This window comes from Aureimonas sp. ME7 (assembly GCF_903970965.1).
Taxonomy (GTDB): Bacteria; Pseudomonadota; Alphaproteobacteria; order Rhizobiales; family Rhizobiaceae; genus Aureimonas.
Window position 1 is genome coordinate 148435 of the sequence record NZ_CAJCKW010000005.1, and the last position, 19156, is coordinate 167590.

Here is a 19156-nt window from a genome sequence, read left to right on the forward strand (position 1 = left end):
TTCTCCCTATCAAAGGCTCGAGCCGTGCCGAGGACGTGCCGATCAATTCGATATCAGCGCTCCATCGACTGCCACTCGTGCTTTTTTGGCAGCCTCCACCAATCTAGCTCGGACCTCGTCCGACGCAGGTGCGATCATGTAACCTGTCCGGAGATCTCCGATCATGATTGAGGCAGACCGCGGATTCATCAACCAATGAAACCCTATGAGAGCGCAGAGAACGGCGTCCAGCTTATCCTGATCTGATTTCTGAGGCGCAGCGACCTGAGCCAACCGCGCTAGCCAGTCGGCCATACCGTTGATCCCATGTGTTCGCGCATAGTTGGTAGCAGTCACGACCATGGCGTCCCAGTCAGATCGCCGAAAGGTCTGCTTACGTGCGGGATTGTAACGTGGGCCAAGGAGGCGACCGAAAAAGGCGCTCTCGAACGAGGCTACAGCCAGAGCCGGGAAAACCTCGATCAGGAAGCGCCCGCTCGCGGCAGCTCGTGCCGCCTCAGGATCCTCTACCGCCTGCAGTTTTTTGAGGAAAGGCCATAGAGGCGCGCCATCGTCGAACATGCCGATCTTCGAGCGGTTGGCAGGCTGCACCCCACCGCCCAGCCACGAGATCAGCGATGCCGCGACACGATCCACCGGCCGGAGGCTTGTCAGGTTTGGGACGATGGTAGGCTGGTCCAGCGCAACGAGGCAGCGGTCAGAACCTCGCGCCTCGCGTTCAATGGTGTCGAGCGCCTGCCGAAAGGAGGCGAGCTCAGGCTCCTTAAAACCAAATCGGCCAGCGCCCTCGACCGTGATGACGCAGATCGCTCCCGGCGCCTTTGGCTTATCTGTCCATGCCGAGTCGAAGCCAACGATACATGTCGAGCCGATCGAGACGCCTTCTGGCATGGCCGGAACGTCGATGCTCATGCCGGCCAGTAGATCCGCTTGAGCGGAAGGAGCTGCTTGGTTTCGATATCGAGGCGGTCGTAGTTAGCTATGAGGGCCGCAACAAGTTCGTCGATCGTCATCAACTCTAACGGGATGGAGGCCCGATCGGCTTCGTAGTAGGCGTCCTTCGTGAAGCCGCCGGTCGATACGTAGAGGCCTTTGTCCTGGTTGTGACGGCCGCCGAGGAAACTCCGGATGGCCTGAGCGCCCATCGCCTCCTTCCGGTGCTTCACTTCGACGACAATCCTTGGCGACTCGAAGCCGAAGCCATCGGGCGAGGCGACGATGTCCTTGCCACGATCGGCGCCAGCCGGAGAGACGCGCGTTTTGTAGCCTAGCGCCCGTAGGAGGCCGGCAACGAGATCCTGCATCTGCGACCAGTCGAGGCTCGACACGCGATCTTTCGCGAACTCCAAGGCCTTGGCCTGAATGTTCTGGAAGATGTCCTCCTCGACGGCGTCGAGCGCGTCGGTGGTATTTTCAGACGCTGGCTCATTCGATTTAAGTGCACGACCGATGTCCTCGACCGTCTCTGGAGCCAGCTGAAAGAGCGTCGAAATGGCACCGAGGCTATTCCGACTCGCAGCGGACAGGAGGTCGCGCGACACCTCGCCACGCCACTTTACAGGACGCACGTTCGGATCCTCCGGATCCACGTTTTCGTCCCGGCGGTAGTCGCCAGCGATCTCTCCGACGAGATACACTCGACGTCTCGGGTCATAGGTCAGCACTGTGTCGCCGGCCTTCATCTCATTTCGAAAACGATGCAGCTGTCCAACGGCCATCGCCTGCGCCTGTGCCTTCCAGTCAGGCCACGCCGCGCGCACCTTGGCGGCGATCGCATCGCGGGTGCGAAGATGTTCGAGCGAGCCGATCTCGTGCCAGCCGATCGCGACGAGGCCCTCCTCCTTGAAGGGGTCGTAGAGCCGGCCGTTGCGTTCGGCACGCACCATCCACGCATTCGCCATCGGGTCCTTTCCCTCCCCTTCATCTCTGGTCGGCGGCAGCTTACGGTCCTGCGCGATGGACGTAAATGAACGCAGGGCAGTGCATGCTGACGGGTGGGCTACGCAACAAGGTCGACGCGGTCTGGAATGCCTTCTGGTCGGGCGGCATCGCCAATCCGCTCGAGGTGATCGAGCAGATCACCTATCTCCTGTTCCTGCGCGGTCTGGATGATGCGCAGACCCGCGAGGAGAACCGTGCAAGGCGCACGGGCAAGCCGATGCAGCGCCGCATCTTTCCCGAAGGCCGCGACGAGATCGGCAAGGACGGAGGCCTGCCCTACGAAGAGATGCGCTGGTCGCGCTTTCGCAACAAGGCGCCGGCCGAGATGTTCGGGATTGTCGCCGACCACGTCTTCCCCTTCATCCGCACCATGGCAGGCGCCGATACGGCCCATGCCGCGCATATGAAGGATGCGCGCTTCACCATCCCGACACCAGGCTTGCTTGCGAAGGTCGTCGACCTCCTCGCCGAGATCCCGATGGAGGACCGCGACACCAAGGGCGACCTCTACGAATACATGCTCTCGAAGATCGCGAGCGCTGGGCAGAACGGGCAGTTCCGCACGCCGCGCCATATCATCGAGCTGATGGTCGCGATGACGGCGCCCGGCCCGAAGGACGTCATTTGCGATCCCGCGTCCGGCACCTGCGGCTTCCTCGTTGGGGCCGGCGAATACCTGCGCGACAATCATCCCAAGATCTTCAGCGACGATGTCGCTAAGCGGCATTTCCACGAGAGCATGTTCCACGGCTTCGACTTCGACGGCACGATGCTGCGCATTGGCTCGATGAACATGCTGCTGCACGGCGTCGAGAAGCCGGACATCCGCTATAAGGACGCGTTGGCTGAAGAGCATGGCGGCGACAGCGACCGCTACAGTCTCGTGCTCGCCAACCCGCCTTTCGCCGGCTCGCTCGACTACGAGACGACGGCCAAAGACCTGCAGAAGATCGTCAAGACCAAGAAGACCGAGCTTCTCTTCCTCGCCCTCTTCCTAAAGCTCCTGAAGCCCGGCGGGCGCGCCGCCGTCATCGTGCCGGACGGCGTCCTCTTCGGCTCCTCCACCGCGCACAAGGCGATCCGCAAGATGCTGGTCGAGGACCATCGGCTCGACGGCATCGTGAAGCTGCCCTCTGGCGTCTTCCGACCCTATGCCGGCGTCTCCACCGCGATCCTCCTCTTCACCAAGACCAATTCCGGCGGCACGGACTTCGTCTGGTTCTACGACCTCAAGGCCGACGGCTTCTCGCTCGACGACAAGCGCACGGCCCTGCTGCCGGCGGAGGAACAGGGCGTGAACCCCGGTCGACACGAGGGCTCGACCTTCGTCGCCCACACGCTGAGTGAGGAGGAGCACGCCAGGAACAACCTCCCCGACGCCGCCGCGCGCTGGACGCGGCGGGCGGGCGAGGAACGAGCCCGCGCGCGGACCGAGCAGAGCTTCTGCGTGCCTAAGGCCGAGATCGTGGCGGCCTGCTACGACCTCTCGTTGAACCGCTACAAGGAGGTGGTGCACGAGGCGGCGGAGCACCGCGCGCCGAAGAACATAATCGCGGAACTGCGGGCGCTGGAGCGGGAGATCGCGGTCGGACTGGATGAGCTGGAGGCGATGCTGTGAGCACAGGCCTATCAGTTGGTTTCGAAGAACTCGTTGCAGACGTTTCCGCGGGAAACAACAAAATCCAGCGCACAAACTATCTTCTGACAGGCGCGCATCCAATAGTCGATCAGGGGCACGAATTGATTGGAGGGTATTCAAACTCCAGCGAAGATTTGGTTTGCGGCGGCGGTCCATGGGTCGTCTTTGGAGATCACACGCGATCGGTAAAGTATCTCGATCAACCGTTTTGCATGGGTGCGGATGGCGTGAAAGTCCTCCGACCACGTTCGTTGGAAAGACTCGATCCTAAATACCTCTACCATTTTCTAGTTGCTCATCCCGTTCCTAGCGCCGGCTACAGTCGTCATTTCAAGTTTTTGAAAAAGCTGGCCATTCCCCTCCCGCCTATAGCCGAGCAGCGGCGGATCGCGGCGATCCTGGACAAGGCGGACGCGCTGCGCCGGAAGCGCAAGCGCGCGCTGGAGCTGCTCGACAGTTTCCTCGTGGCTCGATTCATTGAGCTCTTCGGGCATCCGGGTGAGAACTCACGAAACCTCGCTACCGTATCTCTGGGTCAATTAGGAAAATGGCAAAGTGGAGGGACACCTCCACGATCTCAGGTTGCCTATTTCGGTGGGGGTATCAAATGGTTTTCATCAGGTGATTTAGGAAAGAAATTTTCTGAAAATAGCTCAGAAACAATCACAAAAGAGGCCTTGATAAATACTTCTGCCAAATTGGTTCCATCTGGGGCTTTGATGTTAGGCATGTATGATACGGCAGCATTGAAATCCACCATAGCAACAGAAGATTGCTCGTGCAATCAAGCTGTTGCATTTGCATCTATTAATCAAGATATAGCAATCACAGAGTATGTATACCATGCTATACAAATTGGAAAAGAACATTTTCGAAAAAAACAAAGAGGAGTAAGGCAGAAAAATTTGAACCTCGATCTCGTCCGGGAGATTGAAATTCCTTTTCCGCCGATGTCAGATCAAGCTCTATTTTTGTCGACTATAAAGACGATCGAAGTTGCGAACTCTGGCGCTGCAGCTTCTTTGATGCAGCAAGATCAGCTCTTTGCCTCCCTCCAACATCGCGCCTTTTCTGGCCAGCTGTAACGATGCCCGTCAACTTGGCTTGCAGCGACAGGACGGATTCGCAGGTCGACCTGATCGTCGCCGACTAATTCGACACGCTGGCGCTGGAGCTTCGAGGAAAACTCTTCGTGAGGAGCAACGCCGCGGTGCAGGTGCGAACGGGGCGCAAAAGGGGCCCGATCGAGTTCAAGCACCAGAACATCGGCGCCGTGTTGCTGCGATTTGGCATGCCCTGAAGCGAGGGCTACAAGCCGGTGGCCAACTTAAAGCGCGCGCTGGTCGACGGCGTCTAGCGCTTTTTTGCTGCCCGGCCGGCGCTGTTTGAGAACCCGGTCGCCACCGTCGCGCCGGCGTGGCTCGCCGAGCCAGAAAACCTGTTCCTTGAAGCGCCGACGACGCGGGGCTTCGAGCCGGCGTCGGCGCCTGGGGAGCGGATCGTGAAAAAGTTCGATCCGGCGCTAAGGGACGCGCGCAATCGAGCGCTTGGGAGAAAGGGCGAGGAGCGCATCTTTCTCGATGAGAAGGCGAGCTTGCGCGCCGCCGGCCGGGCCGATCTCCCGTGCGCCGTGCGCCGGGTCTCGGAGGAGGACGGGGACGGGGCGGGCTACGACATCCGGTCCTTCGACCTCGCCGGGCGCGAGCGGCTGATCTAGGTCAAGACGATGGTCGGGCAGAGCACGACGCCGTTCTTCCTGTCCGACAACGAGCGCGCCTTCGCCGAGGAGCAGCCCGACGCCTTCCGCCTCGCGCGGCTCTTCGACTTCGCGCGCCAGCTCCCCGCCTTTGAACTCGTGCCGCCGCTCGATCGCTGCATGATGCTGAGACCCGCCAACTGGCGGGCGGAATAGTAGCGCGGCCACGTTACAACTTGCGATTTCAACGCGTCCCAGCCAGTCTGAGGCCCATGTCCAATTTCGACTTCCTTCTCCCCGAATTTCCCCATATCCACGAGGCGGCGGTGGAGGCCGAGCGGCAGGTGGCGGCCTCGCCGACGGCGGGTGCCTTTTTTGCCGGCAAGGCCGTCGAGGTCGCGGTGAAATGGGCATTCCGCAACGATGGCGGGCTGAAGCTGCCCTATCAGGACAACATCGCGGCGCTCCTTGCCGAGCCAAGCTTCAAGCAGTTGGCAGGGCCGGCCGTCGTGGAGAAGGCGCGGCTGATCAACCGGCTGCGCAATCGCGCCGTTCACGAGGAGAAGGCGATCTCGCCCACCGAGGCGCAGGGGGCGGTGAAGGAGCTGTTCCACGTCTGCTTCTGGTTCGCGCGCACCTACGCACGGGGGACGCGCCCGGCCGATGCGCTGAGCTTCGATGCCGCCCAGCTGACGCGCCGGGACGACGTCGTGCGCCGCGCCTTCGCCCAGTTGCAGAGCCAGCAGAAGGCGCTGGAAGCGCGGGACGGCGAACTGACGAAGCTGCTCGCGGGGCGTCTGGAACTCGACCAGGAGCTCAAGGCCCTCAGGGCCGAGGTAGCGAAGGCGCGCCAAGCGAATGCCGCCGTTCCCGACACACACGACTACAAGGAGGCCGAGACCCGCGATCGCTTCATCGACCTGCTCCTTAAGGAAGCGGGTTGGGCACTGGATCGGCCGGAGGACGTGGAGTTCGAGGTCTCCGGCATGCCGTCCGCGAGCGGCATCGGCTTCGTTGACTACGTGCTTTGGGGCGCCGATGGTATGCCGCTCGCCCTCGTCGAGGCCAAGGCGACGAAGCACAGCCCTCAGAAGGGTCGGCAGCAGGCCAAGCTCTATGCCGACGCGCTCGAAGCACGGTTCGGCCGGCGCCCGGTGATCTTCCTCTCCAACGGCTACGAACATTGGATCTGGGACGATCTGCAATCGCCGCCCCGCGCCATCGGCGGCTTCTACAAGCGCGACGAGCTGGAGCTGATGATCCAACGCCGCTCGAGCCGCAGATCGCTGGCTTCGGAGCGGCTGAACCACAGAATCGTGGAACGGCCCTATCAGCACCGCGCGATCCGTGCGATCGCCCGAAGCTTCGAGGACGAGCGCGAGCGCAAAGCGCTACTCGTGATGGCGACGGGCTCGGGCAAGACGCGCACCGTGATCGCGCTGGTCGATCTACTGATGCGCGCGGGCTGGGTGAAGCGCGTCCTCTTCCTGGCCGACCGCACGGCGCTGGTGAGCCAGGCGGCGAACGCCTTCAAAGCCCATCTGCCGGACTCGGCGCCCGTGAACCTCGTGACGGAGAAGACGGTCGAGGGCCGGGTGTTCCTGTCGACCTATCCGACCATGATGAACCTCATCGACGGCAGGTCGCAAGGGCAGCGCGCCTTCGGTCCCGGCCATTTCGACCTCTTGGTAATCGACGAGGCGCACCGCTCCGTCTACCAGCGCTACCGCGCCATCTTCCAATATTTCGACAGCTGCCTCGTCGGCCTCACCGCGACCCCGCGCGAGGATGTCGATCACGACACCTATGCCCTCTTCGACCTCGAGGACGGCGTGCCGACCGACGCCTATTCGCTCGACGAGGCCGTGCGCGACGGTCATCTCGTGCCGCCCGAAGCGATGTCGGTCCCGTTAAAGATCATGCGTTCCGGCCTCCGCTATGACGATCTGTCCGAGGCGGAGAAGGACCAGTGGGACATGCTGGAGTGGGGCGAGGACGAGATCCCCGACAGCGTGGAAGCGGCTGAGATCAACAAGCGGCTATTCAACGAGGATACAGTCGACCACGTCATCGCGCATTTCATGGAGAAAGGCGTCAAGGTCGAGGGCGGCGACCGGCTCGGGAAGACGATCGTGTTCGCCAAAAATCAGGCCCATGCCGAGTTCATCGAGAAGCGCTTCAACCTCGCCTACCCCGAGCACAAGGGTCACTTCGCCCGGATCGTCACCTACAAGACCGATTACGCTCAGAGCCTGATCGACGACTTCTCCGAGAAGACCAAGGCGCCCCATGTGGCGATTTCTGTCGACATGCTGGACACCGGCATCGACGTGCCGGAGGTGGTGAACCTAGTCTTCTTCAAGCCCGTGCGGTCCAAGACCAAATTCTGGCAGATGATGGGGCGCGGCACGCGGCTCTGCCCCGACCTCTTCGGTCCCGGCGACGACAAGGCTTTTTTCCGCGTCTTCGACTTCTGCCAGAACCTCGAATTCTTCGGCGCGAACCCTGAGATGAAGGATGCCGGGGCCGCAGTCTCGCTCTCGACACGCCTCTTCGCGGCGCGGCTCGATCTGGTGCGTGCGCTCGACGACAAGCGGACGAAGGTCGGCGGGCTCGTCGAGGAGGCCGCGTCCTACGAAGCCAGGGATGACGCCGTGCGGAGCGAGGAGCAGATCCGCAACGACGCGGTCGCCGAGCTGCGCGAGACCGTCGCCGGCATGAATCTCGACAATTTCATCGTTCGGCAGCGGCGGCGCTCGGTCGAGAAATATCTGGCGCCCGAGGCCTGGATCGCGATCGACGCCGAGGCGCGCGATGAACTCGTCGAGGAGGTTGCCCCGCTGCCGACGGCCAAGCGGCACGGCACCGAGGAGGCGAAGCGTTTCGACCTTCTCATGTTTTCGCTCGAACTCGCCCTACTGAAGGGCTCGAAGCGGTTCAACGCACTACGCACGCAGTTGTTGGAGATTGCCTCTGCCCTGGAAGAGCAGACTGCAATCCCGGGCATCGCGGCTCAGGCCGTGCTGATCGAAGAGATCCAGAACGATCTCTGGTGGCAAGGCGTGACAGTGCCGCTGTTGGAACTCGTTCGCCTGCGCCTGCGCGATCTCATCCAGCACATCGAGAAGCGCAAGCGGTCGATCGTCTATTCCGACTTCGCCGACGAGATTGGAGAGGGGATCCTCCATGATCTGCCACAGGTCGGAGCCGTCGACTTCGTTCGGTTCAAGGCGAAAGCGCGTGCTTTCCTGAGGAAGCATGAAGACCACATTGCGCTGCACAAGCTCCGGCAGGGCCGGCCCCTCACCGCAACCGATCTCAGCGTGCTGGAGCATATGCTACTCGACGCTGGCATCGGCGACACCGTGGCCATCGAACAGGCGCGAGGGAGCAGCGCCGGCTTCGGCCGTTTCGTCCGCTCGCTGATCGGTCTCGATCGCAACGCCGTCAGCTCGGCCTTCGGCGAATTCATCGCCGATGGAGCCGCGACAGCCGCACAGATCGAGTTCATCGGTCTGGTCGTCGATCACCTGACCCAGCGAGGCGTGATGGAGCCGGAGCTTCTCTACGAGAGTCCGTTCACCGACGTCGCTCCGCGAGGACCCGACCAAGTCTTCGATACGGTGAGGATCGACCGTCTGTTCCAGGTCATCCGGGAAATTAACGAGAGCGCAGTGGCATAAGCGTTCCGCACCTAGAGTTCGTGCGCCTGCTCCTGCGCAACCTCGTGCAGCATATCGAGAAGCAGAAGCGTGCGATCGTCTACTTCGATTTTGCCGACGAGCTAAGCGAGCCCTCCACGAGCTACCGCAAGTGGGCGAGATCGATTTCGTGCGAGTGAAACAGAAGGATCGAGACGTTCAACGACAGCGAGATAGCGAACCAGAAGTTCGCGAACATCGTTGGTGATTCATACGAGCTCGCCAGCGAGCACCAGCTCCCTGTTCGCTCCGTCGTGCACATAAACAACCGCGCTGGCTGGTGAGCTCGTATGAGCGCCTGCCCCTATGCGACCCTTCAGCGCCGATAACCAAGACACGTTGAGGCGGTCGACGCCTCCTCACCGAGCTGAAGACGGATCAGTTGCGCGACCTCGCCATAGGTGCGCGGGCGTGCGATTACGCCAGATCCAGCACGCGCCATAATGCGTCGTAGATCCAGGTCATAGTGACGGGGGAACGGTTCACTGTCGTTCTGGAGATGCCAACACATGTCGGCAAGGGTGAACGACGATCCGTCGAGCTCGGCCGCCGCGCTCACATCGCCGTAGTCTGCATAGATTTCGAAGCGATTGCGGAAGAACCGCCGGAGGTCGGTTGAATAGGATGTCATCATGTTCTCGTTTTGTAGGTCGACGGAAACGGTGGGGACGCAAGCATAGAACCGGAGATGGGGAGTGTCGCGATGTCAGCAGCCGAATAGAGGTGTAACGGTTTCCCTATTATCTGTTCTTTTTAAAGAGAATATATTTTTGGGAAACCGTTACAGCACGGCTAGGACGCTAAGCAGCTTCCCCGTCTCCGGTTGTCAAAGACAGCGCTGCTGGGTTCACACAAGCCGCGGCTCGAACCTTCGCTCGATGCTTTGCGGTCCGGCGGCGTTGACCCTCTCTTCGCCGGCTATCCTGCGCCACCTGCACCGGCGACAGACATCCATGTCGCGACAGCATTTGCGCTGTGACCCGTTCACCAAACCGACTGCCGAACTCCTCGAAAGCGAGATCCTTGCGTCCGCCGGTAGAAACCTCCTGAGCGCCCGAGAGACCGAAAGACGCGGGCACATAGGCGATCTGCGGCAAGAACTCTTGAGCTGCCGCTCCCAGGACTCCGCGCTCACGATCAGAACGAAGCTCTCGGACAAGGTTTGCGCGCAGATGGGGCGATACAATACTCAACGCCATTCGGAGCGGCAGGTGACGCAGCTCTAGACACTGTCGGCCGATCTTAGCGTGCCATGGACCTGAGGCCACCGCTAACCGAGCAAGGAGCAGCGCTCTGAACTCGTCCTGCGCCACAAGGCCGCGATAGTTCTCGACACGATACTGCGGCAGGTCCATCAAGCGATCGATCGCCAATGGCATACGGTCGCCCAGGAACTTGTTGAACTCGAGCTGCCAAGCGACTGGCGAGCCCTTTGTGCCGAACAGCTGCGACGGTCTCGGTGCATGCTTCCACACTCGACCTCCAGCGAAGCGGAAACCGAACTCGATCAGGACATCGTAAGGCACGCCGATTTCGTCGGCACGCTGACGGGCCTTCCAAAGCTGGGTCAGTGAGCTCGACGGCTTACTAAAGATTGCCATCGAGAGCGCCTTCGCTTGCTGTGCCAGCGCGACGTCGCCATTGACGCGAATGTAGTTCTTGAACTCTCGGCGATAGATCTCGGCGAACAACTTCGTCGCGACCATTGGCGACGCGAAGCGGTAAGCAAACCATTTGCTTTGGGCGACCTCCTGTTCCCGCTCGAGAATGTCGGGCATGATCAGGCTTCTGGCCTGGATCGTGTCCAGGAGGCGCTCCCCCGCGCTGCATGAATAAAGGTGCATGTGTCCTCGCTCTCCTCGCTGCCGGCCTACTCTCCGAGCTTTTGCTCGGTTGGTAGGTCAGCTATAGCGAGATGGCCGGAGGGTTGCGTATTTTGTCGGAGAGAGCGGTGGCGCCTCGATACATGGCCTTGGGCTGCACATGCAGCCGGACGGGATTTTCCGAGCGTCCACGACCTCCTGATCACTTCTGCCTACAAGAACCGACCATAGATCACGTGGCGCGCTTTCCATATCGGCGAAAATACCGATCTTGGCCTCTGGTCGTCAATTTGATGTAAAGGTAGCGACAAGATCCCTCTTAATTGGCCTAAGAGGAAACTAGCGGGCAGTTTCGATTTACGGATCGGCGGAGCCGTTGGGCATGGATAACATTGCTCAACCGCCAAGGAATGTTGTCACCCCATCCGAAGCGGTGGTTGCATGCCGATTCCGGTCGGCACCGAGACGCATCTCCTTCGACTAATACGAATTCCTCTAGGACTTCGACTTTCGACGTCCTACTATCAGGAAATTCGCGCTACCAGATCGTCTGCACTCAGGTGGGAATACCGCTTCAGCATCCGAAGCTCCTTGTGCCCACTGATGGCAGAGACCTCGATCACATTTAGCCCTCGCTCGAAAAGGCGACTGACGGCTTCATGGCGCAGGTCGTGAAAGCGCAGCCCATCTACCTTCGCGTGCCTACATAGACGACGCCACATCTGCTCTAAGCTACCAGGTGAAATCGGGAACACCACGTCGTCCAGGTCGACGTCGTCACCCTTCAGTTCGCCAAGCATTTCGACCGCTCGCTTCGTCAGAGGCACCTGTCGCGGGCTACCGTTTTTCGTGACGTGGAGGGACGCGATCTGCCTCTCCAATGCTACATCTTTCCACCGGAGACCCAGAAGCTCGCCACGGCGCATCCCTGAGTCACTGGCGACGATCAGGAGGGCTTTCAAGCATGGCGTCCGCAGCAGCGCGCAGGCGGACAACAATCGGGCTTCTTCGTCGCCCTCCAGACGACGCTCACGGGCGTTGCTGACGTGCGGGCGACGAATGCTCTTCGCCCAGTTACGAGCGAGCGGATAGCTCCAGTCCCGGATGGCGACTTCCAGGACGTGCGACAAGACTGCGATCTCTCGGAGCGCCGTCGCGGGACTGACCGTCAGTAGACGCTCGTCTCGATATGTTGCGAAGTCTGACGCGGCGAGAGCGACCAGTGTGCGGTGCGCCAGGTCATGCCGCATGAGGACGTCGAGGCGTTGGTGCTCCTGGTCCCTCCCCCGCTTTCCTGGCGTAACCTCTCGCTGGTATCGTTCGAGAAGATCACGGAGGGTCGTGGTCTCCAGGATCTTCGTATCGGGCGCGGCACCGAAGCGGTCGACCTGCGTCTCCAGGTCTCGAGCCCAGCGCTCCGCTTCGCCTTTCGTGTCGAAGCTCTTCGCTCTCGGCTTCATACCTCGACGGCGCACTTGGGCTTGCCATCGTCCCCTGAGCTTCCTGATCGTTGCCACGTCGATCTCCTGATAGGTCTTGAAGAGATCGTCTAGGACGCCCCAGGCGCGGTCCCAAGGCTCCGTTGGGCAGAGGCTGGCTGCACGGCAGTGATGCCGAAGGCAAAGTCGCGATAAGAGTGAAGCGAACGACCAAAGCAGCTCGTTAGGTGCTCGACGTCGTCGGCGTCGCCGTCTCCATCTGAACCGCCCTCACCGCTTCGAGTGCCGCTAGCGCAGCGGCAACCTTGGCACGCGCCTCTTCGATGTCTGCCATCACGAGGCAGTCATTCCGCCGGATGGCCGCAAGGAAAGCGGCAAGCACGGCGGGGCAATTTGCGGCCAGACCTAGGAAGTGATCTCCGCTCGGCGCCCGTTCGCCGGACAGCCAGTTCTTCACTGTCCTCTCGTTCGCACCTGTCCAAAGGGCCACCGTCTTCACCTTCGAGGACTGGCCTTTGAGAGACGTCCGCAGAGCGGTCGAAATTAGCCGGGCGAAGGACGGTTGGGTCGGCGTCCCACGCCGCCGATTGGGCAAGGTCTTACACGACTTCGGAAAGGACATTCCACGCTCCTGCGCGCTGTAGTGCCGAGCGAGATACGCCGACACGATTGCAACGAGCGGAGCCTAGGCGATTGAGTGGACGTGACGGATCACCGCCGACGGCCGGAAGACGCGAGGATCGGCCGCGTTGGGCAGCAGCCTACGTGCGGATGTCGACCGAAAACCAACGCTACTCAACGGAGAACCAACTGGCGGCCATTGAACGGTTTGCCGAGGCTCGGAACATCGAGATCGTCCGGGTTTACGAGGATGCCGGCAAGAGCGGCCTCAACCTAGAGGGGCGCGACGCATTCCGGCGCCTCCTCGCCGACGTAGAAAGTGGTTCCGCTGGCTTCGGCGCGATCCTGGTCTACGACGTCAGCCGCTGGGGGCGCTTCCAAAACGCCGACCACGGGGCGCATCTTGAGTTCCTGTGCGCGCGGGCGGACATCGTCGTCCACTACTGCGCCGAGCAATTTGAGAACGATGGCAGCATCGGCTCCAACCTTCTGAAGACCGTGAAGCGGGTCATGGCTGGTGAATACAGCCGCGAGCTTTCCGTGAAGGTCTTCGCCGGTCAATGCCGCCTCGTCGAGAAAGGGTATCGTCAGGGCGGGATGGCTGGCTACGGCCTTCGGCGGCTTCTGATTGACGCGAACGGCGAGCGGAAGGCTGAACTCGCAATCGGCGAGCGCAAGAGCCTTCAGACTGATCGCGTAATTCTGGTCCCCGGCCCCTCTGAAGAGGTCGAAGTGATCAAACGTATCTATCAGCTCTTCGTCGATCTAAGAATCGGAGAGCTGGAAATCGCGGCACAGCTGAACGGCGAAGGCATTTTGACTGATCTCGGACGCCCATGGACGCGGGGCACAGTTCATCAAGTGCTGACGAACCCGAAATACATCGGCGACAACGTCTTCAACCGGGTCTCATTCAAGCTAAAAATGCGCCGGGTCGTTAACACCCAGGAGCACTGGGTGCGCGCACGCGGCGCCTTCGCGCCGATCGTCGATCCCGCCGTCTTCGAGCGGGCCGCGAAGATTGTGGAGGAGCGAAGCCGAAGACTGTCCGACGACGAGCTCCTCGAACTGCTCAGGTCTCTCTTGAGAGCGCAAGGGTCCTTGTCCAGCATCGTCATCGACGAGCGCGAGGACATGCCTTCGAGTAGCGTCTATAGAAACCGGTTCGGTAGCCTGCTGCGCGCTTATCGCCTCGTCGGTTACAGCCCTCAGCGAGATTACCGTTACGTCGAGATCAACCAGCGGCTGCGAGCCATGCATCCCGACGTCGTCACCGTGGTGGTTGATGGCCTGCGCGCTGCGGGCGGCGACGTCCACGTTGATCCCGCGACGGGGCTGATCGACGTCAACGGCGAATTCACCACGTCCGTCGTCGTGGCTCGGTGCGGGGAAACGCGAGGGGCCTCGCCGCGCTGGCGCATCCGGCTCGACACAGGACTCGCGCCTGACATCACCGTCGCGATACGCATGGACAGCGGCAACGTCGCTCCCCTGGACTATTACCTGCTTCCACGTCTCGACATGACTGCGCCGAAGCTTCGACTGGCTGAGAACAACGGTCTGTCACTGGACGGCTATCGCTTCGAGACACTCGACTTCCTGTTCTCCCTTGCAGCTCGAGCCCGATTTGAGGAGGCCGCATGACTGTGGCGAAGCACACCCAAACGCAGATGGTCCCTATCGACCAAATCATCATCCTGAACCCGCGTGCCCGTAACCGGCGTAAGTTCCTGGAGGTAGTGGAGAGTATTCGAGCGGTCGGATTGAAGCGGCCGATCAGCGTCAACAGGATGATCGGCCCGGATGGCCGGCGAACCTATGGCCTCATCTGCGGTCAGGGACGGATTGAGGCTTTTCGAGAGCTTGGCCGGGCAGAGATCCCGGCCATCGTCAAAGAGGCGTCCGAGGAGGAATGCCTCATCATGAGCCTCGTCGAAAACTGCGCTCGCCGGCAGCATCGATCCGTCGACCTGCTTCAGGACGTGGCGACGCTGCGCGGGCGGGGCTACAACGACCGGCAGATCGCCGAGAAGATCGGCGCCTCGCCCGAATGGGTTAGTATGATGGCGACGCTGATCGAAAAGGGCGAGCAGCGCCTCATCGAGGCCGTGGATGTGGGAACAATCCCCATCTCGGTAGCGATCGAGATCGCCCGCGCTGACGACGAGACCATCCAACAAATGTTGGCTGAGGCCTATACCGAGGGCAGGATCTCCGGTTCCCGGTTGGTGAAGATGCGGCGCCTGATCGAGCAGAGGACGCGGCGCGGCAAACACTTGTCGACCAATCCATTCGGCAAGAAGCTGAGCAAGGCTAAGACATCTGAGGCCATTGTCCGCATCTTTCAGCAGGAGGCCGACAAGCAGCGCTTGCTCGTGAAGAAGGCTGAGGTGACGCAGACCCGCCTGCTCTTCGTCGTCGAGGCGCTCAAAACCCTACGTGCCGATGAGAACTTCGTCACGCTTCTGCGGGCCGAACGCCTCGATACCATGCCTCGGGATTTGGAGATCCGGATCGTTGGAGGCCAGGCATGACGAACATCGAGAGCACAAGGGACATCGCCTTCGAATCGGAATGCGTTACCGTGTCCATCGCATGCCTCCTCCCTGTCCGCCCCCCTCGGGCGTCGGTCAAGGCGAGCCACAAATACCAGCAGATCCGCACTTCTGTAATAGAGGTCGGGCTGGTGGAGCCGCCGGTGATCGCAAGGATTGTCGGCGATCCGTGCAACTTCCTCCTTCTCGATGGCCACGTGCGCGTTGAGATCCTGAAGGATCTCGGCCGAACAGAAGTTGAGTGCCTCGTCTCAACCGACGATGAGAGCTTCACCTTCAACAAGCGGATCAGTCGCCTGTCCGCAGTCCAGGAAAACGCCATGATCTTGAAGGCGATGGCTCGCGGCGTCTCAAATGAGAAGATCGCGCGTGCCCTCAGCCTCCACGTCAACAGCGTGCGTAGGAAGGCTACACTGCTCGACGGCGTCTGCCAGGAGGCGGTGTCGATGCTCAAGGACACGATGTGTCCGATGGCGGTCTTCGAGATCTTGAAGCGAATGAAACCGCTGCGCCAGATCGAGGCCACCGAGCTGATGATCGCCGCGAATAACTATACGGTGGGTTATGCGACGGCGCTTCTGGCAGGCACACCTTCCAGCGAGCTCGCCGGCGACAGAAAGTCGAAAAAGGTGCGCAACGTCACGCCTGAGACGATGGCTCGAATGGAGAAGGAGCTTGCCCGGCTTCAGGAGACCATGGTCGAGATCCAGGAGACTTACGGTAAGGAGCATCTCCAGCTAACCGTGATGAAGGGTTATCTCGGCAAACTTCTTAGCAATCCTCGCATCGTTCGCTACCTTCTCCAGCACAGACCGGAATACCTTGAGCACTTCCAGGCAATCGCTGAGGCCACCACGCTGACCGACAAAGCGGCCTGATCCTCTGCTGGCGCCACGTAAGGTCTTTAGCCACAATAAGCCGTATCCGCTTCGTCCCTTCTGCCAGGACAAGGGGTGCGTGCAACGACGGAGGACCTAACACTCCGGTCGGAACGGTGACGCTGCGCTCACCTGCTGGCGCGAACCGCAGTTTCAGCCTCGATTCCGACGGTCCGCGCTAGCCGCTCGCATCTCAATCTGAGCGGTCGTGCCGGGATCGTGGCTGATTTTTCGAATTCTGCGCCGGCGTTCTAGGAAGCGTCGCAAAGAACCCAAAGCAGATATTGCCTCAAGTCAGTGTATTTGCTGGGAAATCGGCGGCGGAGAGGGAGGGATTTGAACCCCCGATACCCTTGCGAGTATGCCGCATTTCGAGTGCGGTGCATTCAACCACTCTGCCACCTCTCCGTCCGAGGTCGATCCCGAGGGATCAAAAGCATGCGCTGTAAGGCGTGGTCGACGCCGATCGGCGCGAGCGCTCTGTAACAAAACGTCGGATGGTTTTACAAGGGGCAATCGTCGGCAATCATCGCAGCCTGGCGACGGCGTCCCGCTCCGGTCAACGCGACGGCGGCGAACCCTTGTTGCGAGCGCTCGAGTTCACTTGACCTTTGCCCCCTCAAGGGCTAGGCAACGCGCGTCGATAGCCATGCCTCGGATCCCATCGAGCCTTGGTGAGCGGCTTCGGCATCGTCAAGAAACAAAAGAAGACGACCCGTGCGCCCTGACGCGCGAGAGTCGGACCCAAGAGGCAAGATGATGTTTGCAGTGATCAAGACCGGCGGAAAGCAGTACCGCGTCGCCGCCAACGACCAGTTCGAGATCGAGCGCCTTCCCGGTGCGGCGGGCGACAGCGTGTCGTTCACCGAAGTCCTGATGGTCGGCTCTACGATCGGCGCGCCCTTCGTGGCCGGCGCCACCGTCGTCGGCGAGATCGTCGAACAGACGCGCGGCCCGAAGGTGATCTCCTTCAAGAAGCGTCGTCGCCAGAATTCCAAGCGCACCCGCGGCCATCGCCAAGATCTGACGCTGATCCGCATCTCGGAGATCCTGACCGACGGCAAGGCGCCCGAGGCGAAGGCCGCCAAGGCCGAGACCGCCGGCGAGGAGACCGCTGCCAAGAAGCCTCGCGCTGCCAAGAAGAAGGCCGAAGGCGAAGAGGCCTGAGACATGTCCGAGGGAGCCTTGCGGCTTCCTCCCCGTTGAGACGCAAACACACTTCCAGCGCTCGTGCGGCGCCTTCCTCGAAGGCCCCGGGCGCATCCCGAGATCAGGAGATCTGAGACATGGCACACAAGAAAGCTGGCGGTTCTTCCCGCAACGGTCGCGATTCCGAGTCCAAGCGCCTCGGCGTGAAGAAGTTCGGCGGTGAAGCCGTGATTTCCGGCAACATCCTCGTGCGTCAGCGCGGTACGCGCTGGCACCCGGGTGCCAATGTCGGCATCGGCCGCGACCACACCCTCTTCGCTGTCGCCGACGGCACCGTGACCTTCCAGCGCAAGGCGCAGGGGCGAACCTACGTGTCCGTCATGCCGAAAGCCGAAGCCGCCGAGTGACCGGTTGCTTCAGAGCGCCGGCGTCCCACCGACCCGGCCTTTGAACGACGCAGCAGTCGGACAAGGAACAAGAACCGGGGAGATGGGCCGCCATCTCCCCGTTTTCTTGTTTCGGAGGGGTCCGATGACCTGCGAGGACAGTTGCTTGGATGCCGACGACGAATGTCGGCTCGAAGCCCACCATCTTTTTCTGCGGTCCGCGGGAATAGCCGATGCGCCCGAGATCGCGCGTCATGCGAACGACCGGCATCTGGCGGAAATGACGTCGCGCATTCCCCATCCCTATACGCTGGGCCACGCCGAGGCGTTTCTGGCGGGGTCGGCGGACGAACTGGTGCTGACCATTCGCGACCGCACGTCCGGCACGTTTCTCGGCTTGTGCAGCCTGGCGGCACGCGAGCGGGAAGGCGTCGCCGAGCTCGGCTACTGGATCGCCCGCCCCTTCTGGGGCCGAGGGCATGCGACCGAGGCAGCGCAGACCGTCCTCGACTACGGGTTCGGGCCCCTTTCGCTCGACGCCATCGAAGTGCGCTGCCGCGTCATCAACAATGCTTCGCGCCGCGTGATTCAAAAATGCGGCTTCGGCTATGTGGGAACGGGCCTTTCCACCTCGCTCGCGGCCGGGCGGGTCGCCAGCGAAACCTATCGGATGGATCGGCGCACCTGGCAGTCCTTGAAGAGTTGGGGCGTCGGCCGGTGAAAAGGCGATGTCTTTTCTTCGCTGGGATCCTGGCACCTGTGATGCTGGCGGCGCTTCACCAACCTGCGCTGGCCCAGGCGCACGATACGACGGACGTCTTTGCGTTCTTCGACGGTCGGAGCGTCAGCGAGGGTCGCATCCGCACCCTTCTCGTGTTCAAGGAGACGTTCACCGCCACGTTTCAGGGCCGGGCCGTCGCCGATCATCTCGATCTCGACGAGCGCTTCCACTTCGAAGACGGCGAGCGGTTGCAGCGGTGGGCGCTGGATCGAAACGGCATGAGTGTGTCGGGCACGGTTCGCACGGAACAAAAGGACGGTGCCCTGAGCCAGCCATTCCCCGTTCGGGGCGAGCTGACGACGGACGGCATGGTTCTCCATTATCAGAGCATCGCGCCGGGCGGCGGTTCCCTCCTGCTGAACTTTCGCCACGAGATGCATGCGAACGCCGACGCAACGATCGCCAACACGGTCGGCGTTTCGAAGTTCGGTCTGCCCCTGGCGCGATCGAGCGTGACCTTCGCCAAGAGCGAGGACGCCTTACGGGCGCACGACCAGCCGCGATGAACGGCACGGTTCTCATTTCAACCCGGCGCCAAGCGCGCTAA

General features: G+C 61.4%; 18 protein-coding genes and 1 tRNA gene. 13 read left to right on the forward strand and 6 right to left on the reverse strand.

The annotated features are described in order from the left end of the window. Nucleotides 1–42: 42 nt before the first annotated feature. Nucleotides 43–912, reverse strand: coding sequence for a DUF429 domain-containing protein (locus tag H7A85_RS10870; RefSeq protein ID WP_244631116.1), 870 nt, complete (start codon nucleotides 910–912; stop codon nucleotides 43–45). Continuing rightward, nucleotides 909–1901 carry a restriction endonuclease gene (locus H7A85_RS10875; protein ID WP_182085958.1) on the reverse strand — a complete coding sequence of 331 codons (993 nt, stop codon included), beginning with the start codon at nucleotides 1899–1901 and terminating at the stop codon, nucleotides 909–911. Before H7A85_RS10875 ends, H7A85_RS10870 begins: the two co-directional genes overlap by 4 nt. A gap of 83 nt (nucleotides 1902–1984) precedes the next feature. On the opposite strand from H7A85_RS10875, the gene H7A85_RS10880 reads away from it, so the two are divergent. The 6 genes from H7A85_RS10880 (at nucleotide 1985) to H7A85_RS10905 (ending at nucleotide 9117) form a co-directional block, all read left to right on the forward strand. Beyond that, nucleotides 1985–3559, forward strand: coding sequence for a class I SAM-dependent DNA methyltransferase (locus H7A85_RS10880; protein ID WP_182086112.1), 1575 nt, complete (start codon nucleotides 1985–1987; stop codon nucleotides 3557–3559). Beyond that, nucleotides 3556–4665 (forward strand): restriction endonuclease subunit S, encoded by a 1110-nt coding sequence (locus H7A85_RS10885; protein ID WP_182085959.1) that lies wholly within the window; start codon nucleotides 3556–3558, stop codon nucleotides 4663–4665. Before H7A85_RS10880 ends, H7A85_RS10885 begins: the two co-directional genes overlap by 4 nt. Before the next feature lie 416 nt (nucleotides 4666–5081). Further along, nucleotides 5082–5297: a DUF3883 domain-containing protein gene (locus H7A85_RS10890; RefSeq protein ID WP_182085960.1), complete on the forward strand. Its 216-nt coding sequence runs from the start codon at nucleotides 5082–5084 to the stop codon at nucleotides 5295–5297. Between the two features lie 9 nt (nucleotides 5298–5306). Next, nucleotides 5307–5492, forward strand: coding sequence for a DUF3883 domain-containing protein (locus tag H7A85_RS10895; RefSeq protein WP_182085961.1), 186 nt, complete (start codon nucleotides 5307–5309; stop codon nucleotides 5490–5492). A 56-nt stretch (nucleotides 5493–5548) separates the two neighbouring features. After that, a complete protein-coding gene (locus tag H7A85_RS10900) occupies nucleotides 5549–8959 on the forward strand; it encodes a DEAD/DEAH box helicase family protein (RefSeq protein WP_182085962.1) in 3411 nt (1136 codons plus the stop codon). A gap of 20 nt (nucleotides 8960–8979) precedes the next feature. Continuing rightward, nucleotides 8980–9117: a hypothetical protein gene (locus H7A85_RS10905; protein ID WP_182085963.1), complete on the forward strand. Its 138-nt coding sequence runs from the start codon at nucleotides 8980–8982 to the stop codon at nucleotides 9115–9117. Nucleotides 9118–9293: 176 nt separating this feature from the next. On the opposite strand, the gene H7A85_RS10910 is transcribed toward H7A85_RS10905, so the two are convergent. The 3 genes from H7A85_RS10910 to H7A85_RS10920 all read right to left on the reverse strand — a co-directional run bounded on the left by H7A85_RS10910 (nucleotide 9294) and on the right by H7A85_RS10920 (nucleotide 12317). After that, nucleotides 9294–9611 (reverse strand): hypothetical protein, encoded by a 318-nt coding sequence (locus H7A85_RS10910; protein WP_182085964.1) that lies wholly within the window; start codon nucleotides 9609–9611, stop codon nucleotides 9294–9296. A 166-nt stretch (nucleotides 9612–9777) separates the two neighbouring features. Next, the gene (locus tag H7A85_RS10915) at nucleotides 9778–10755 is read right to left on the reverse strand and encodes a hypothetical protein (RefSeq protein ID WP_182085965.1); all 978 of its coding nucleotides are present in this window, start codon (nucleotides 10753–10755) and stop codon (nucleotides 9778–9780) included. 569 nt (nucleotides 10756–11324) lie between these two features. Next, nucleotides 11325–12317 (reverse strand): site-specific integrase, encoded by a 993-nt coding sequence (locus tag H7A85_RS10920; protein WP_182085966.1) that lies wholly within the window; start codon nucleotides 12315–12317, stop codon nucleotides 11325–11327. A gap of 615 nt (nucleotides 12318–12932) precedes the next feature. On the opposite strand from H7A85_RS10920, the gene H7A85_RS10925 reads away from it, so the two are divergent. From H7A85_RS10925 to H7A85_RS10935, 3 genes are read left to right on the forward strand one after another with little or no spacing between them, the layout of a single operon-like run. Continuing rightward, a complete protein-coding gene (locus H7A85_RS10925; protein WP_280514917.1) occupies nucleotides 12933–14504 on the forward strand; it encodes a recombinase family protein in 1572 nt (523 codons plus the stop codon). After that, the gene (locus H7A85_RS10930; RefSeq protein ID WP_182085967.1) at nucleotides 14501–15394 is read left to right on the forward strand and encodes a plasmid partitioning protein RepB C-terminal domain-containing protein; all 894 of its coding nucleotides are present in this window, start codon (nucleotides 14501–14503) and stop codon (nucleotides 15392–15394) included. The genes H7A85_RS10925 and H7A85_RS10930 overlap by 4 nt, the downstream gene beginning before the upstream one ends. Then, nucleotides 15391–16293 carry a plasmid partitioning protein RepB C-terminal domain-containing protein gene (locus H7A85_RS10935; protein ID WP_182085968.1) on the forward strand — a complete coding sequence of 301 codons (903 nt, stop codon included), beginning with the start codon at nucleotides 15391–15393 and terminating at the stop codon, nucleotides 16291–16293. The genes H7A85_RS10930 and H7A85_RS10935 overlap by 4 nt, the downstream gene beginning before the upstream one ends. A gap of 321 nt (nucleotides 16294–16614) precedes the next feature. On the opposite strand, the gene H7A85_RS10940 is transcribed toward H7A85_RS10935, so the two are convergent. Next, nucleotides 16615–16701 (reverse strand) — tRNA-Ser (locus H7A85_RS10940). 351 nt (nucleotides 16702–17052) lie between these two features. Here H7A85_RS10940 and rplU point away from each other — a divergent pair. The 4 genes from rplU (at nucleotide 17053) to H7A85_RS10960 (ending at nucleotide 19115) form a co-directional block, all read left to right on the forward strand. Further along, nucleotides 17053–17460 carry a 50S ribosomal protein L21 gene (gene rplU / locus H7A85_RS10945; RefSeq protein ID WP_182086114.1) on the forward strand — a complete coding sequence of 136 codons (408 nt, stop codon included), beginning with the start codon at nucleotides 17053–17055 and terminating at the stop codon, nucleotides 17458–17460. Nucleotides 17461–17579: 119 nt separating this feature from the next. Then, entirely contained in the window at nucleotides 17580–17849 is a 270-nt protein-coding gene (gene rpmA, locus H7A85_RS10950; protein WP_182085969.1) for a 50S ribosomal protein L27, read from the forward strand. A 124-nt stretch (nucleotides 17850–17973) separates the two neighbouring features. After that, on the forward strand, nucleotides 17974–18549 hold the full coding sequence (locus tag H7A85_RS10955; RefSeq protein ID WP_182085970.1) for a GNAT family N-acetyltransferase: 576 nt from the start codon (nucleotides 17974–17976) through the stop codon (nucleotides 18547–18549). A gap of 41 nt (nucleotides 18550–18590) precedes the next feature. Then, a complete protein-coding gene (locus tag H7A85_RS10960; protein ID WP_182085971.1) occupies nucleotides 18591–19115 on the forward strand; it encodes a DUF3833 family protein in 525 nt (174 codons plus the stop codon). Nucleotides 19116–19156 lie beyond the last annotated feature (41 nt).

Bases quoted from the DNA above. Each gene is read 5' to 3' on its own strand.
- H7A85_RS10870 (WP_244631116.1), bottom strand. From the start codon at position 912: ATGAGCATCGACGTTCCGGCCATGCCAGAAGGCGTCTCGATCGGCTCG.
- H7A85_RS10875 (WP_182085958.1), bottom strand. From the start codon at position 1,901: ATGGCGAATGCGTGGATGGTGCGTGCCGAACGCAACGGCCGGCTCTAC.
- H7A85_RS10880 (WP_182086112.1), top strand. From the start codon at position 1,985: ATGCTGACGGGTGGGCTACGCAACAAGGTCGACGCGGTCTGGAATGCC.
- H7A85_RS10895 (WP_182085961.1), top strand. From the start codon at position 5,307: ATGGTCGGGCAGAGCACGACGCCGTTCTTCCTGTCCGACAACGAGCGC.
- H7A85_RS10900 (WP_182085962.1), top strand. From the start codon at position 5,549: ATGTCCAATTTCGACTTCCTTCTCCCCGAATTTCCCCATATCCACGAG.
- H7A85_RS10910 (WP_182085964.1), bottom strand. From the start codon at position 9,611: ATGATGACATCCTATTCAACCGACCTCCGGCGGTTCTTCCGCAATCGC.
- H7A85_RS10915 (WP_182085965.1), bottom strand. From the start codon at position 10,755: ATGCCCGACATTCTCGAGCGGGAACAGGAGGTCGCCCAAAGCAAATGG.
- H7A85_RS10930 (WP_182085967.1), top strand. From the start codon at position 14,501: ATGACTGTGGCGAAGCACACCCAAACGCAGATGGTCCCTATCGACCAA.
- H7A85_RS10935 (WP_182085968.1), top strand. From the start codon at position 15,391: ATGACGAACATCGAGAGCACAAGGGACATCGCCTTCGAATCGGAATGC.
- rplU (WP_182086114.1), top strand. From the start codon at position 17,053: ATGTTTGCAGTGATCAAGACCGGCGGAAAGCAGTACCGCGTCGCCGCC.
- rpmA (WP_182085969.1), top strand. From the start codon at position 17,580: ATGGCACACAAGAAAGCTGGCGGTTCTTCCCGCAACGGTCGCGATTCC.
- H7A85_RS10955 (WP_182085970.1), top strand. From the start codon at position 17,974: ATGACCTGCGAGGACAGTTGCTTGGATGCCGACGACGAATGTCGGCTC.
- H7A85_RS10960 (WP_182085971.1), top strand. From the start codon at position 18,591: ATGCTGGCGGCGCTTCACCAACCTGCGCTGGCCCAGGCGCACGATACG.